Consider the following 12,985-nt stretch of genomic DNA (forward strand, 5'->3'; position numbering starts at 1 on the left):
TGAAGCCGCCCGCCACGGTTCGGGGGTACGTCGTGGCGGGCGGGTGGTGGTGGTTCGGTGCGTCAGCCGCCGGTGGCGGCGCTCTCGGCGGCCTTGGCCGCCTCCTCGGTGCCCATGGCACCGGCGATCTGTCCGGCGTCGTGCCCGATATTGCCGGCGGAGTCGCCGGAGCTCTGGGTGCCGCCGGAGCCCTCGGACGCACCGGAGGCCGGGGACGCGCCGGAGAAGCCTGGGGTGGTGCCGGGGACGTGGCTCATCGCGCCGTTGCTGTGCTGGTAGCTGGTGGTCGGCGGGGTGTTGTGGCTGGTGTTGCTGATCACGTGCCCCTGGTTGGTGCTGACGCTGCCCTGCCACGGCACGCCGTCGGTCACGTGGCCGTGGTAGTTGCCGCTCCAGCTGTTGCCGACGGCCACGTTGCCCTCGCCGGTGTGGTTGATGTTGGCGTTGGTGTGGCTCTGCACCGCGCCGTGGTCGGCGTTCCCGGCGGTGACGTGGCCCATGCCGTGGTGGTCGACGTTGGCGTTGACGGTGCCGTTGCTGTTGTTGCCGACGTTGACGTTGCCCATGCCGTTGTGGGTGACGTGTCCGTTCACGGTGCCGGTGCTGTTGTTGCCGACGTCGACGTTGCCGCGGCCGTTGTGGGTCACGGTGCCGTCGCCCTGGCCGGTGGTGGTCACGTGTCCGGTGCCGTTGTGGGTGACGTTGCCGTTGCCCTCGTGGGTGACGCTGCCCGTGCCGTTGTGCGTGACGTTGCCGTTGCCGTGGTGGGTCACGTTGCCGTTGCCGTCGTGGGTGACGTCGCCGCTGCCGTAGTGGTGGGTGTCGCCACCCGTGGTGTGGCCGGTGCTGAGGGGCTGGGTGTCGCTGGTGTTGCCACCGCCCTGCTGCTCGGTGTGGCCGGTGCCGCCCGGGTGGGACTCGGTGGTGGTGCTGCTCCCACCGCCGTGCCCGCCCTGGGTGCCATGACCTCCGTGGCCTCCGTGGCCTCCGTGGCCTCCGTGACCGCCGATGCCGGAGGCCACGCCGCCCGCGATGCCGGCGCCGACGCCGACTCCGGCACCGACCTCCACGCCCGCGCCACCGGCCTCGCCGGACCCGGCCGCCTCGCCCGCGCCGACGGCACCGCCGACACCGGCCGCCTCGCCGGCGCCGCCGCCGTGCGAGCCGTGGCCAGTGTCCGAGGACTCCGTCTGCGTGCTGCTGCCGGTGTGGTCGGTCTGAGTACCGTGCTGCTGACCGTGACCGCCGTGCGACGACTGCTCCTGCGAGCCGCCACCGTGCTGGTGGGTCTCGGTGCTGCTGCCGCCCTGCTCGGTCGTGGTGGTGCTGCCGTGCTCGTGCTGTGCCGTGTCCGGGCGGCCGTCGTGGCCGGTCAGGTGGAGGGTGCCCACGTGGTGCGGGTTGACCGTGTGGGTGGACCCGCCGCCGTACTCCACGGTGGTGGAGCTGCCGCCGCCGTTGAGGGGCGGGCGCAGCTGGCGGTTCGCGGTGCTGGGGCCCGTGCGGGCGTGGCGGGACGGGCGGCCGCTGGACCTCGGGCGCCCGCAGCAACAGGCCGTACTGGCCGTCCTGCTGCTGAACGCGGGGCGTCCGGTGCGCCGGGCCGAGTTGGTCGACGCGGTGTGGGGCGAGGAGGCGCCGCCCTCGGCCGCCGCCAATCTGCGTGCGCTGGTCTCCCGGCTGCGCGGCGTCCTACGACCCGGCGAAGCGGACGGTCCACTGGTGTCCGCGCCTGCCGGCCTGGCGCTGCTCGTGCCGCCGGAGAGCATCGATCTGCACGCCTTCGAGGGTCTGCTCGCCCAAGCCGAACAGGCCCGTGCCGCCGCTCAGTTGACGCAGGCCGAGCAACTGCTCGACCATGCGCTCGCGCTTCCCCAGGGCGCCGCGCTGGCCGGCGTGCCCGGCCCGTTCGCGCAGACCCAACGGGACCGGCTGGCCGCACTGCTGCTCGACGCCACCCAGCAACACCTGGAGCTGGGGCTGGAGTTGGGCCGCCACGAGCGTCTGCTCGGCCCGCTGGCCGAGCTGGTCGCCGGTCACCCGCTGCACGAGCGGCTGCGTGAGCTGCTGATGCTCGCCCTCTACCGCAGCGGACGGCAGGGCGAGGCGATCGCCGCCTACCACCGGGCCCGCGCCGACCTCGCCGAGGAGCTGGGTGTCGACCCGGGCCCGGGCCTGCGGGCGCTGTACGAGCGGATCCTGCACGCCGATCCCGGCCTCGCCCCCGCCACCCGGGCCCTCACGGTCACCGCCGCCGGTACGGCTCCCAGCACGCTCCCCCGCCCGCCGGCCGGCTTCGTCGCCCGCCCGCGCGAGGAGCGGCAGCTCGACGCCCTGATCCCCGAAGCCGCCCCGCTCCTCGACGCAGCGACCCCGCCCCGCCGACTGGCCGTCGTCGCCGGTCCGGCGGGCAGCGGGAAGACCAGCCTCGTCCTCAACTGGGGCCACCGGCAGGCCGATCACTTCCCCGACGGCCGCCTCTACGCCGACCTGGGCGGCTTCTCCCCCGACGGTCCGGCCGACCCGGGCGAGGTCCTACGCACCTTGCTGCGGGCGCTCGCCACCCCTGACCACGAGATCCCCGCCGACCCGGCCGCCCGCGCGGCCCGCTTCCGCGAACGGATCGGCTCCCTGCAGTTGTTGGTCGTCCTCGACAACGCCCCGGACACCGAGGCCGCGCTGCCCTTCCTCCCCGAGGACGGCCCGGCGCTCACCGTGGTCTGCAGCCGCCACGCCCTCCCCGAGCTGGCCGCCGAACCGGGCGCCGGGTACGTGCCCGTCGGTGTCCTCACCCCCGACGCGGCCCATGAACTCGTGCGCCGCCACCTGGGCGACGAACGCGCCCTGGCCGACCCACAGGCCGCCCGCCGACTGGTCGACCTGTGCGACCGCCTCCCGCTCGCCCTGACCATCGCGCTCACCCGGCTCACCACCCACCCCACCTGGACGGCCACCGACCTGGTCGCCGAGATGCAGAACGAGCACGCCCGGCTGGCCGCCCTCGGCCTGTCCGAGCGGCTCGGCGTCGAACGCGAACTCTCGCTGAGCCGACGCCGGTTGAGCGCGACGGCGGCCCAGCTGCTGCCCCTGCTCGCGCTCCACGCGGGCCCCCACGGCGGCACCCACACCGCCGCCGCCCTGCTGGACGTCCCGCTCGCCACCGCCCGCCGCGCGCTCGCCGAACTCGCCGACCTGCACCTGCTCACCGAACCGGCCCCCGGCCGCTACCAGGCGCACGACCTGGTCCGGCTGTACTGCCACCGACTGCTGGAGGACGAACTCCCGCTCCCCGAGCGCCGACCGGCCGCCGCCCGACTCGCCGACCACTACCTGGCCGCCACCCACGAGGCCAACACCCTGATCTTCGGCGACAGCGGCGTCCCGTACCCACCGCTCGCCCCCACCCCGCACGCCCTGCCGGAGCTGCGCGACATCCGCGGCGCGTTGCGCTGGTGGGCTCCGGAGGCACCGGCCATCCGCGCCCTGGTCCGCACCCTCACCGGGCTCGGCGAGCACGAGCGTGCCTGGCGGCTGGCGAACAACGCGATCGGCTACCACGCCTGTACCGGTCTGAGCGCCTGGTTCGACAGTGCGACCGCCTGCCTGGCCGTGGCCGCCCAGGCCGACGACCCGACCGCCCCGGCCCGGGCGCACACCCAGCTCGGCATCGTGCTGGCCCAGCTCAACCGACCCGAGCAGGCCCTGCCGCACTTGGAACGTGCCCTCGCCTCCGGCGCCAACGGCGAGCCGGCGCTGCGCGTCCACGCCCTCGCCATCCTCGCCGGGATCCATCACGACCTCGGCCGGCCAGAACTCGGCGACCGTTGCTTCGAGCAGGCCCTGGCGGCCGCCACCGCCGAGGGCGACCACTGGCTGGAGGCTTTTGCGCTGACCCGGATGTGCGTTGCCCAGCTGTGCTCGGTACCGATGACGGAGACCCTCCGCCGCGCCCGCCGCTGCCGCTTCCTGCTCGCCGACGCGCCGCACACCCAACCGGCGCGCGGCGCACTGCTCTTCGAGGCCCTGGCCCTTGACGGCCTCGGCCGCACCGCCGAGGCGGAGGCCGTCTGGAGCGAACTGATCGGGCTGAGTGCCGATACCGGGGACGACATGCTGCTGAGCCAGGCCCAGGCGCAGTACGCCGCCTTCCTCACCCGCCACGGCCGCGACCGGGAGGCCGCCGCCCACCGCTCCATGGCGATCAGCCTCTACCGCAGCCGGGAGGACACCCGCTCGGTCGCGGCCCTCACCCACCGCCGCACCACGCTCGGCCCGAGCGGGCAGCTGATCACCGTCGAGCAGTAGCGACCGTCGACTGGGGCCGGCTCACTCGACCGGGGCCGGCTCACTCGCCAGTTGACGCAGCTCGTGCCCGAACCCGGGGTTGGCCAGGGCCGCGGCGAACTGGACGCGCAGGTACGCGGCGGGGCCCGCGTGAATCGCGCTGCGCGCCCGGGCCACCGAGCCCGGCGCACCGCCCCGCCGCGCGCAACTCACCGACCCGGCCGGCCGCCCCAGGGCATCTGCGACTCCGGACCTCGGGAGGCGAGCATTCGCGCGTGGCCCTCACCCGGGACTGGCGAAGCGGCTGCCCGGCCGAGGAGCGCCCCGGTCGGCACGGGCCACCCCCGAGGTCGAAACGATCACGTGCCGCTGAGACCCAGGCGCCCTGCCCCGAGCGCCGAGGCGACCACCGGCCGAGGCGTCGTCCCGTGGGGAGATCAACTTTCCACCAACGGGGAGTCTGGCCGCGTCCGCTGACACACGCCCGACACGTAAACGCCGTTTACACCCGAGGACCGCCCCAGCGAGCTGCCCACCGAAGGCTGAGCCACGCCCGACACGGAGCAACAGTCAAGACCTGTGGATGAGATGACGTGCAAGCAGGCTGCGGCGCCCAACAAGGTCGATCCTATGCTGAGGGTCGTGCAGGTACTGGGTATGAGCAGTGAGGACGAGATGGTCGCCTGCTTCTTGAGCGGCGAGCTGTCCAGCCGGAGGTTCGGCCGGAACCTCCGGTCCCACCTGGCGGCGGCCGGGCAAGCTGAGCAGTTGCTGACGCATCCGGACCTCTTCGACGCTGGAGCGAACTTCGCACGTCGCGCTCTGCTCGCTGCGGTGCGCGGGTACGCCGAGGACCGCGACCTGTTCGAGAACTTCCCCGCTCACGTCACGTGGACCAGGGCACTCCTGTCCGCCGACGAGGCGGCCGGCGTGCGCTACCTCGAGTATTCCTACTGGGTCGAACTGTCGGGTGGCAGCCGCCGGCCGACCGACGCGGCCGCACGCATCAGGGCAGGGCTACGCGCGTTCGACGTGCCCAACGAACCGTTCATCGACGCAGCCCAGGCGCTCATCAAGGGCGAGCGGTTTCCTCCGCTCATCCTCGTCGGCGAGACGCAGGACAACCTGGTCTGCCTTGAGGGCCACCTGCGCCTGACCGCCTACGCCCTCGTCGGCTTCCCGACCGACATCGAGTGCCTGATCGGCACCGCGCCGACCATGGGTCGCTGGGCGCGGTAGTCCCGTCGCGGGGCCGGGTTCACCGTTTCGGGGTGGTGAGTGCGGCATGGGCGGCGCCGCGTGTCAGCTCGGGGCGGCCGAGGACGTCGGTGCTGTCGACGAACTGGTCGACGGCCCCGGCCATCGGCAGAGCGCGGACAGCGGGATCGGTGATGCGGGCGGTCAGGGCGGCTGTGAAGCGTTCGGCGTGCAGGACCTGGAAGGGCCGGCTGTGGTAGGGCCGTGTGGCGGGGTCGACCGGGTCGGTGAGGCAGAGCTGGTTCTGTAGATCGGCGACGGCCTCGTAGGCGCGACAGAGGTGCTGTTCGCGGGTGCGCCAGTCGGTGGAGGCGAGGACGGCGGTGAGGACAGGGGTGAGGGCGGCTGTTTGAGGGGTGCGGGCGACGGCGGAACCGAGCCATTTGCTGTAGGGCGGGTAGCGTCGGTTCATGAGCAGGCACAGCCGCATCAGATCTCGCACCAGCCGGGCGGCGACGACGGCGGAACCGAGCTCGTCGCCTACTTCGCCGCAGCGGCCGACGAAGGCCTCTTCCTGGGAGATGCGCTGCCATTGGCAGGCGAGCAGGTAGAGCCAGAGATCGTGGGGATACCACTCGAGATTGGCGCGGGCCCGCGCGAGCTGCCCGAGCCCGTCGTGGAAGACGGCGCCGGCGGTAACCTCGGCGAGGAGCTGGGTGGGGGTGGCCAGCCAGTCCGTCAGGGTGACGTCCTTGCGCGGGTCGAAGCCCAGTTGAGCTGTGAACCAGGCTCCAGGGTCGGTGACGTCGACGCGGTGCTGGACGGGGCCGTCGGTCGCCCGCATAACCCCGATGCCCGCCTCGCCGGTGGAGGCGAAGTGGGTCGGATAGCCGCAGAAGGTCTTCGGCAGGCGGTCGGAGAGCAGTTCCCTGATCCTTGCGCCGTGGCGGGCGGCGTCCCGCGGGCTCAGGAAGATCTGCAGGCGGGGACCCCACTCGTGGTCCGCAGAGCGGGCGGTGTCGAATCCGAGGACCTCCGAGCCGCTGCCGAGACGGGCGGCGGAGTGCACGATCCCGGGGACCGCCTGGTCCAGCACGGGGCGCACGGCTTCGAGGTAGAAGTGCCGGGAGAGCTCCAGACCGGGGATGAAAGCGGGCGTGGTCATGCTGGGGAGGATGCCGGATCGATGTGTGGTTGGTCGATGGGTTTTCCCGGCCCGGCAGGTCGGCGGCGAGGCGCGGTTGTTGCCCTGCGTGGCGGTGCACCGACCGGATCGGCCGAGACCACGGAGCTGCTACTCCGACATCACCCGATCAGATTCACTCATCGGTCAGGTGCCGGTTGGCCTGGCTCCAGGCGAGGCGGGCCCGGAGTTCGTCCAGGTGCCCTTCGGCGACCCAGGTGGCCTGGGGTTCGTGGCCCTGTTCAGCCAGGCGCCGGTTGACATCGATGCCCTCCTCCTGGACGGTGAGCACGGCATCGACCAGGCCCGCCGTGTCGGTGAGGCCGTAGGCGGCGGCGAACACCTCAAGGCGGTGACGCCGGTCGGGCGGCTGCGGGTAGCGCAGCCACCGCAGGCACGTGGCATCGTCGCGGAACGGCGCCGCGTATTCGAGGGCGTACGCGACATCGTGCAGCCGTGGCGCCGGACGCGCGTGATCCCAGTCGATGATTCCGATCGGCCGGGCGCCGCGCCACACGGTGTTCCAGGGACCGAAGTCGCCGTGACAGATCACTTCGTCGCCGACGGGTCCGGCGGTGGTGGTGGACCAGCATGTGGTGTCCGGAGGTCGGTATCCGGCCACGGCGTCGTGGTAGTCGCGCAGGAGGCGGGCGAAGGTGATCAGGCCCTGGTCGTCGACGACCTTGGCCCACCCGTCCGGACCGGATTCGCCGCTGACCCAGGTCAGTACCTCGCGGCCCCGCTCGTCGAAGCCGAGCACGCGGGGCGCATGTTCATAGCCGACGGCCTCCAGATGGCGGAGCAGGCCGTGAACCGCCGGGGTCCACGGTCCGGCCGGCCGGTGCACTGTGTTGCCGATGCGCTCGACCCGACCGAGATCTCGTGTAGTCACCTGGCAACCGTGACGAGGAGACTGCCGTGCCGCAACTGCTGACCAGAGACCTCCAGTTCGTCTGAGCCCGCCGTCCCGGCCGGCGAGGCCGAGGCGCGCCGGCCGCACGCTCGACACCCGCGCCCACCTCCTTGAACTTCTCGGCGAACACGAGGCCGCGGCGGCCTCCTACCGCGAAGCCGCCCGCCGCACCACCAGTACCCCCGAACGCCGCCACCTCAGCGCCCGCGCCCACCGCATGGGGGCCCGTGCGTGACGCGCCGTGGCGGCGAAGAGGTGGGCACTTACCCTGCCGCGATTGAGACGGGTCCGCCATCGTTTGAGGACACGTGACCCGCGCGTCCACCCAGACATTTCGGGACTCCGGAGCGGCGCCGATCCAATCAGATCCGATGGTGATCGCTGACAGGGTTTGACGACAGATAGGGTCCGACCCTCCGCGACCAGCCGTCGGTGCTGTCCCAGTTCACGGTGAGCAGCAGGTCGGCGTCGGGGGCGTCGGGATCGCCCTGGCGGTCGTGGTTCCCGGCGCCCCAAGCCGGCATCGCCTGCAGAGCGGGGCCGTCGGCGGGGCCTTCCTCCAGCGACCAGGCGTCGTGGCCGCGCCCGATGGCCTCCGGCTCGGCCGGGGCGGGCGCGCACCAGCCGCCCATGTGCACCGGGCGCCCGCCCGAGCGGTACGTGGGACGTGGATCTTCTCCATCGCCCTGGGTGGGGCGGCCTGGTACTCGGGGATCAGGCAGGGTCATCAGCTCGCGGGGTGCGGGCTGGGCACCGCTGCCTACGGGGATCGCAGGGGTGGAGGGCAGGGCGGCCGTACTTCATTGTTCGACAACGTGTTCGCGCGACCAACCGCCAGGCGACCCCGCGATCATCACCGCTCCGGGTGGTCTACCTGCACCGATGCCATCCCGTGCAGAACCCGGCCCGCCGTCCTCTCCTGTTCGAGGTGCCGGGTGAAAGCATCGAGGCGCTTCTCGGGCTCCAGCTCGATCAGACCGGGCGGCCAGGTGCCCGGCGGCACGAGGACCACCACGGCGACACCCCGGCCCAGAGCCGCCGCCAGCCAGCCCGGCGACACCTCGACCCGCGTGTCCGGCTCCCACACCTCACGGCCCCCGACCAGCACCAGCCTCTCCACCCGGCCGCCGCCGACCTCGACGACCCCGCTCGTCGCCGGCGGCTCACCCGCGGCGAGCACAAAGCCACTGTCGACCGCGGCCTCGACCAGATCGGCGTGGAGCTCCGCGCCAACCTCCACGATCAGCTCCGCGAACCGCGACCCCTCCGCCACCTCGCGCACCGCCAGCGCCCACACCATCGGAGCCCGGCTCCGGCCCTTGTCCATTTCGTCAGCCACAACCGCTCAACGAGCCACAAGCCCCGACCGCTCGGACCCTGACACGATCAGCCGCCCCGCCACCGGCCGGACCACACTGATCCGATAATTCGATGGCCGCGGCAAGGTGCGCGGCGAAGAAGGGACGGGGATGGAACTGACGACACGTGAGAAACGCCGGCTTCTCGCGGCCGGCGTCATCGGGCTCGGGGTGGCGGCGTGCTACGCGTGGGCCGACGATTACCCGCCGCCGTACAAGGACGGGACGCCTCGGTGATCGGGCGGATCGCACTGGACGATCCCTCCACCGGCGGGACCACCGTGGGGACCGACGACCGCACGATCACACTCGACGTGGACTGGTCTGGCTGCGACTACAAGCCGGATCCGGTCGCGCAGGAGACAGCGCAGCAGGTCACGCTGGTGCTCAAGCGCCGGGACGCCGCCGGCCCCGGAGTCGGCTGCGAGGATGGCGGCACCGCCCGCCTCACCGCCGTCCTGCATCACTCGCTCGGCACCAGGGCTCTGCCCATCCCCCACACCGGAACCTCCCGGCAACCCCGAACCGGCTGACAACTCTCACCGCGCCGGGACCGTTGGCGGCAGGCCGGTCAGCGGTAGCGGAAGAGCTGGTGCAGGCGCAGGACCTCGGACTGCCAGTGTGCGCGGGCCGCTCCGGCACAAGTGGGCAGCGTTCGGCCCAAGCGACGGGCCAGGCTCTGGTAGAGCGCGGGAGGGCTGCTGGCATCTGCCCCGAGTAGCGAGGACAGCAGCGGAGGGATTCCAGGTAGAACACCCGCAGGATCACCGCGAGCTCGGCCTCGGTGACGTCCACGCTGTGCCGGGTGGGGCCTGTCTGCTCCAGGGTCACGAAATGGTCGACACTGGACTTGTTGACGTGCGCGCGACAGCCTGAGTTGCCCGTCCTCGCCCGTCGCCCCGTCGATCTGTTCCACGGGGTGTGGCACCGCTGTCAGGACGGCGGTACCACACCCCGTGGTGCCTATTCGTCGTCCTCGTCGTCCTTGGACTCGGCTGTCCACCACAGGTCGATTCGATAGGTCTCCAGAGTCCTTCGGTGTGCTGCGAAGATCTCGTCCGAGCTGTGCTGGCCTTCCGGGGTGGCGAGTTGGGCTCGCAGGCTGTTCTGCTGTTCCTCGGCGGCCTGGCGCCCCTTCCAGGAGACCCGGCCCTCGTACAGGCCGGGCCGTGGCAGGTCGAAGCAGCCGGCGATGTGATGTGTGGAGTGAACGCGCGGCCGAGTCGGCGACATCGTCGATCCCGCAGCCGTTGAAGGTTTCGCCCACGTCGTCCAGCGGCTCCTGCCAGGACGTATTGGTGGTGTCGCTCATGCGGCGCCTCCTTGGAGCGCAGGCTGGGCGACGCGGTGGGGGGCCGTGGACCGTGACGGTGTGGCCCAGGCCGGGGAGTCGACCAGGACGCGCAGGATTCGGGTGGTGGTGTCGAACCCGGCCGGGGCCCAGTGCGTGGCGGCGTCGGGTCCGACGATGGCGGCCCACCGGTCCTGGATGCTGCCGCCGGCCATGCCCAGGGCCCAGCCTTGGGAGGCGGCGAGCGTGGGGACGACCAGGTTGAGGCGGGCTGGTTCGCGCGCGTCGCGGCCGCGCCCGTCCATCGCCGCCTGGGGCTTCTTGTGCTTGGCGGGGGCATTGCCGGCGTTGCGGGCGGCCTGGCGGGCGGCGCGCAGGGCGGTGCCGGCCAGGTCGGCACCGGTGGTCCGAGCGGACCCCGCCCCCGGACGGCGGCGAGCAGGCCCCGAGGCCGGCCGGGACGGCGGCAAGCAGGTCCTGGGCGACGGCCCCGAGGCGCAGCGCCGAGGCCGGCGGACCCGGCCCCGGACGGCGGCCTCGGCGGCGCGCAGCGAGGCCCGGCCCGGACGGCAGCGCAGCGAGCAATCCCAGCACCCCCAAGGGCTGCAAGGAAACAAGGTTCCTGGGCCACATGGAACCTTGGCTGATCGACGCCCACGGCGACCCAGCGAGCAGGTACCGGACCGGGCGCAGCACGAGGACGGCGGCGCAGCAAGGACCGGCCCGGACGGCGGCGAGCAGGTCGGGGCGCAACGAACGAGCGGACCCCGCCCCCGGGCGGCACCGGCGGTGGCGCCGTAGAGGTCCTCGAAGGCCCGTTCGTCGCCGTGGGCGATCCGGGCCACCAAGGGCGCGCAGCCGGGCCCGCCCGTCGTCGGCGTGGTCCGGGACGGCGGGGTGGGCGTGGTCCGGGACGGCGGGGTGGGCGAGCGGCCGGCCGGAGGGCGTCTGCACGTTCCGACCGTCGCGCACCAGCGGGCCGTGGGCCAGTCGCACCGCTTTCGCAGCGTTCCCGCCCTCCCGCCGGGACGCTGCGACGTCATCCGGACGGCCAGTGCTCGGCCAGTAACTCGGTTGTGACACACGATGGTTAGAGCCGTGCGCGGCGGGCAAAGCTGATGCAGGCAGCACGGGACCGAGGGGGACGGATCTGATGCCCACAGCCATGCCGTCGGGCGCTCCGGACAGACGCGCCGTGCCAGGGCCCGGCGTCCCGGTCGAGCCGCGGGGAACTCCCGCCGAACGCGCCGCTCCGCAAAGGTCCCGGATCGGTCTGGCGGCACAGTTCGTTCTGCAGTTCGTCTACATTCCGCTGGGGATGCTGGTGGCGATCGGGTTCGTGGCCCTGCCGTTCTGGGCCGCTGCCACCAGCGGAGGCGGTGGCGGTGGCGGTTCCGGAAGTGATCTCGGGGATCTGGCCCAGATCATCGGCGGGTTGGCGGGGAGCGCGATCTCCTGGCGGCGCCTGCGCATCGAGTGGAACGGCAGGACCGAGGAGTGGGAGACCTTCACCGAAGGGCTTTTGACGAAGCGTTTCTCCAGGGCCGAGAGGAAGAGCCGCTGGGAGCCCCACGAGCTGCCGCCCAGCGGCGTGCGCCGGGCGGTCACGCACCTGTGGCTCCATCACCACCGCGGCCTGGCCCCGACCCGGGTCGAGCAGCTGGCCGAGCGGCACGGCTGGTCGGTGGACTGGGCGAAGAGCAGGGTGGTGAAGGGAGAGCTGCGCTTCTTCCGCCTCATTCCACCCCCGGAGCACGTCGACGTGCCCGATCCGTACGGGCCGCCGCCCGCGACCGGCTCGCCGTGGGGTCCGATGCGCTGCCGTGTGGTGATTCGCTGCTCACCCTCGTCCTCATGCCGCGGGTACGCTTCCTGGAACTCCGCCGCAGTCCGGACGCGTACGTGCGCCACCTGCGCAAGCACCTGAAGAAGCTCTGCCGGGCCGAGTTGGCGCGCGAGCGCGGGAAGAACGCCTACCGGGCCGACTCGACGGGCCGAATCCTGCGCCGGGTCAGCGTCGGGACCCGGCACTTCCGGGGCGCAGGCGCCGGGGCCGTCCTCCGGGTGGCCCTCGAACAGGGCTGGCGGCTCGACCGTTCGTATCCCGCCGATCCACGGGGCACCGTTCACCTCTGCCGCCTGAACGGTGGGGGCCGCCGGACACGCTGACACCGCTGCGTGTACGGGGTGCCGAGGACCCATTCGGCCCCTCGGCACCCCGTACACGTCATCCACCGCGAGTGCACGGGTCAGAACCACTCGGGCCGGCAGTCCGCCGCCGTCCGGTCCGGGGTGGAGACCAGCGCGGCCACCAGCTCCCCCTTGGTCGGCAGCGGGAACATCAACGGGCCCAGGTCCTTGGCAGCGCGGGTACTCACGCACCCCGGGCACTCCAGCCGGTCCAGGCCGGCCTTCCCCTGTCATCCCAGCCACGAGCCCTCCTTCCCGGCACGTCCAGCACAGGCGCAGCGCCGCGTCCGCCGCACGGGCGGCTTCCAACTGCTCTTCGACCTCCCGTTCCAGTCGTTCCTTGCGTTCCTGGTGGCAGGACCAGCAACGCCCGCCAGGGCGGCGGGTCCATCGGTCTCTCCCCGGCCTTGTCCGCGCTGGCCACTGCCGGGGACATCCCGCCAGGAGTTGTCAGGGTGTGTGTCAACGCGAGCCTCCAGGGCTCGGTCATGATTCTCGACCTATTCGGCCAAGTAGCTGACTGACCATGGCCGTTGGGGTGATGGTCAGTCCATGGACCTACAGGCCAT

14 protein-coding genes are annotated in these 12,985 nt (G+C 72.5%); 4 read left to right on the forward strand and 10 right to left on the reverse strand.

The window, feature by feature from the left end:
• Nucleotides 1-62: 62 nt before the first annotated feature.
• Nucleotides 63-1,391 (reverse strand): hypothetical protein, encoded by a 1,329-nt coding sequence (locus ABZW30_RS40915; RefSeq protein ID WP_355676390.1) that lies wholly within the window; start codon nucleotides 1,389-1,391, stop codon nucleotides 63-65.
• 16 nt (nucleotides 1,392-1,407) lie between these two features.
• On the opposite strand from ABZW30_RS40915, the gene ABZW30_RS40920 reads away from it, so the two are divergent.
• On the forward strand, nucleotides 1,408-4,305 hold the full coding sequence (locus ABZW30_RS40920) for a BTAD domain-containing putative transcriptional regulator (RefSeq protein ID WP_355676404.1): 2,898 nt from the start codon (nucleotides 1,408-1,410) through the stop codon (nucleotides 4,303-4,305).
• 21 nt (nucleotides 4,306-4,326) lie between these two features.
• On the opposite strand, the gene ABZW30_RS40925 is transcribed toward ABZW30_RS40920, so the two are convergent.
• Nucleotides 4,327-4,461: a hypothetical protein gene (locus ABZW30_RS40925; RefSeq protein WP_355676391.1), complete on the reverse strand. Its 135-nt coding sequence runs from the start codon at nucleotides 4,459-4,461 to the stop codon at nucleotides 4,327-4,329.
• 411 nt (nucleotides 4,462-4,872) lie between these two features.
• Between ABZW30_RS40925 and ABZW30_RS40930 the strand changes: the two genes are divergently transcribed.
• Nucleotides 4,873-5,523 carry a hypothetical protein gene (locus ABZW30_RS40930; protein WP_355676405.1) on the forward strand — a complete coding sequence of 217 codons (651 nt, stop codon included), beginning with the start codon at nucleotides 4,873-4,875 and terminating at the stop codon, nucleotides 5,521-5,523.
• A 19-nt stretch (nucleotides 5,524-5,542) separates the two neighbouring features.
• On the opposite strand, the gene ABZW30_RS40935 is transcribed toward ABZW30_RS40930, so the two are convergent.
• From ABZW30_RS40935 to ABZW30_RS40950, 4 genes are all read right to left on the reverse strand, one after another.
• Nucleotides 5,543-6,646: a DUF4037 domain-containing protein gene (locus tag ABZW30_RS40935; protein WP_355676392.1), complete on the reverse strand. Its 1,104-nt coding sequence runs from the start codon at nucleotides 6,644-6,646 to the stop codon at nucleotides 5,543-5,545.
• A gap of 154 nt (nucleotides 6,647-6,800) precedes the next feature.
• A complete protein-coding gene (locus ABZW30_RS40940) occupies nucleotides 6,801-7,556 on the reverse strand; it encodes an aminoglycoside phosphotransferase family protein (RefSeq protein WP_355676393.1) in 756 nt (251 codons plus the stop codon).
• A gap of 383 nt (nucleotides 7,557-7,939) precedes the next feature.
• Nucleotides 7,940-8,305 (reverse strand): hypothetical protein, encoded by a 366-nt coding sequence (locus ABZW30_RS40945; RefSeq protein WP_355676394.1) that lies wholly within the window; start codon nucleotides 8,303-8,305, stop codon nucleotides 7,940-7,942.
• 125 nt (nucleotides 8,306-8,430) lie between these two features.
• Entirely contained in the window at nucleotides 8,431-8,877 is a 447-nt protein-coding gene (locus ABZW30_RS40950; protein ID WP_355676395.1) for a hypothetical protein, read from the reverse strand.
• 291 nt (nucleotides 8,878-9,168) lie between these two features.
• Here ABZW30_RS40950 and ABZW30_RS40955 point away from each other — a divergent pair, with 291 nt between their 5' ends.
• The gene (locus tag ABZW30_RS40955) at nucleotides 9,169-9,468 is read left to right on the forward strand and encodes a hypothetical protein (protein WP_355676396.1); all 300 of its coding nucleotides are present in this window, start codon (nucleotides 9,169-9,171) and stop codon (nucleotides 9,466-9,468) included.
• Nucleotides 9,469-9,898: 430 nt separating this feature from the next.
• Here ABZW30_RS40955 and ABZW30_RS40960 read toward each other — a convergent pair whose 3' ends face one another.
• The 3 genes from ABZW30_RS40960 to ABZW30_RS40970 form a co-directional block, all read right to left on the reverse strand.
• Entirely contained in the window at nucleotides 9,899-10,168 is a 270-nt protein-coding gene (locus ABZW30_RS40960; RefSeq protein ID WP_355676397.1) for a hypothetical protein, read from the reverse strand.
• 75 nt (nucleotides 10,169-10,243) lie between these two features.
• Entirely contained in the window at nucleotides 10,244-10,696 is a 453-nt protein-coding gene (locus tag ABZW30_RS40965) for a DUF721 domain-containing protein (RefSeq protein WP_355676398.1), read from the reverse strand.
• Between the two features lie 832 nt (nucleotides 10,697-11,528).
• Nucleotides 11,529-11,834, reverse strand: coding sequence for a hypothetical protein (locus ABZW30_RS40970; RefSeq protein WP_355676399.1), 306 nt, complete (start codon nucleotides 11,832-11,834; stop codon nucleotides 11,529-11,531).
• Nucleotides 11,835-12,080: 246 nt separating this feature from the next.
• On the opposite strand from ABZW30_RS40970, the gene ABZW30_RS40975 reads away from it, so the two are divergent.
• The gene (locus ABZW30_RS40975; RefSeq protein WP_355676400.1) at nucleotides 12,081-12,395 is read left to right on the forward strand and encodes a hypothetical protein; all 315 of its coding nucleotides are present in this window, start codon (nucleotides 12,081-12,083) and stop codon (nucleotides 12,393-12,395) included.
• An 80-nt stretch (nucleotides 12,396-12,475) separates the two neighbouring features.
• Here the strand turns inward: ABZW30_RS40975 and ABZW30_RS40980 are convergent, their stop codons facing one another.
• Entirely contained in the window at nucleotides 12,476-12,604 is a 129-nt protein-coding gene (locus ABZW30_RS40980; protein WP_355676401.1) for a hypothetical protein, read from the reverse strand.
• Nucleotides 12,605-12,985 lie beyond the last annotated feature (381 nt).

The organism is Kitasatospora sp. NPDC004669, assembly GCF_040609455.1.
Lineage (GTDB): Bacteria > Actinomycetota > Actinomycetes > Streptomycetales > Streptomycetaceae > Kitasatospora.

What these genes read in the sequence shown, in the direction of transcription:
- ABZW30_RS40930 (WP_355676405.1), top strand. Translation starts at nt 4,873, where the DNA reads ATGACGTGCAAGCAGGCTGCGGCGCCCAACAAGGTCGATCCTATGCTG.
- ABZW30_RS40945 (WP_355676394.1), bottom strand. Translation starts at nt 8,305, where the DNA reads ATGACCCTGCCTGATCCCCGAGTACCAGGCCGCCCCACCCAGGGCGAT.
- ABZW30_RS40960 (WP_355676397.1), bottom strand. Translation starts at nt 10,168, where the DNA reads ATGTCGCCGACTCGGCCGCGCGTTCACTCCACACATCACATCGCCGGC.
- ABZW30_RS40935 (WP_355676392.1), bottom strand. Translation starts at nt 6,646, where the DNA reads ATGACCACGCCCGCTTTCATCCCCGGTCTGGAGCTCTCCCGGCACTTC.
- ABZW30_RS40975 (WP_355676400.1), top strand. Translation starts at nt 12,081, where the DNA reads ATGCCGCGGGTACGCTTCCTGGAACTCCGCCGCAGTCCGGACGCGTAC.
- ABZW30_RS40950 (WP_355676395.1), bottom strand. Translation starts at nt 8,877, where the DNA reads ATGGTGTGGGCGCTGGCGGTGCGCGAGGTGGCGGAGGGGTCGCGGTTC.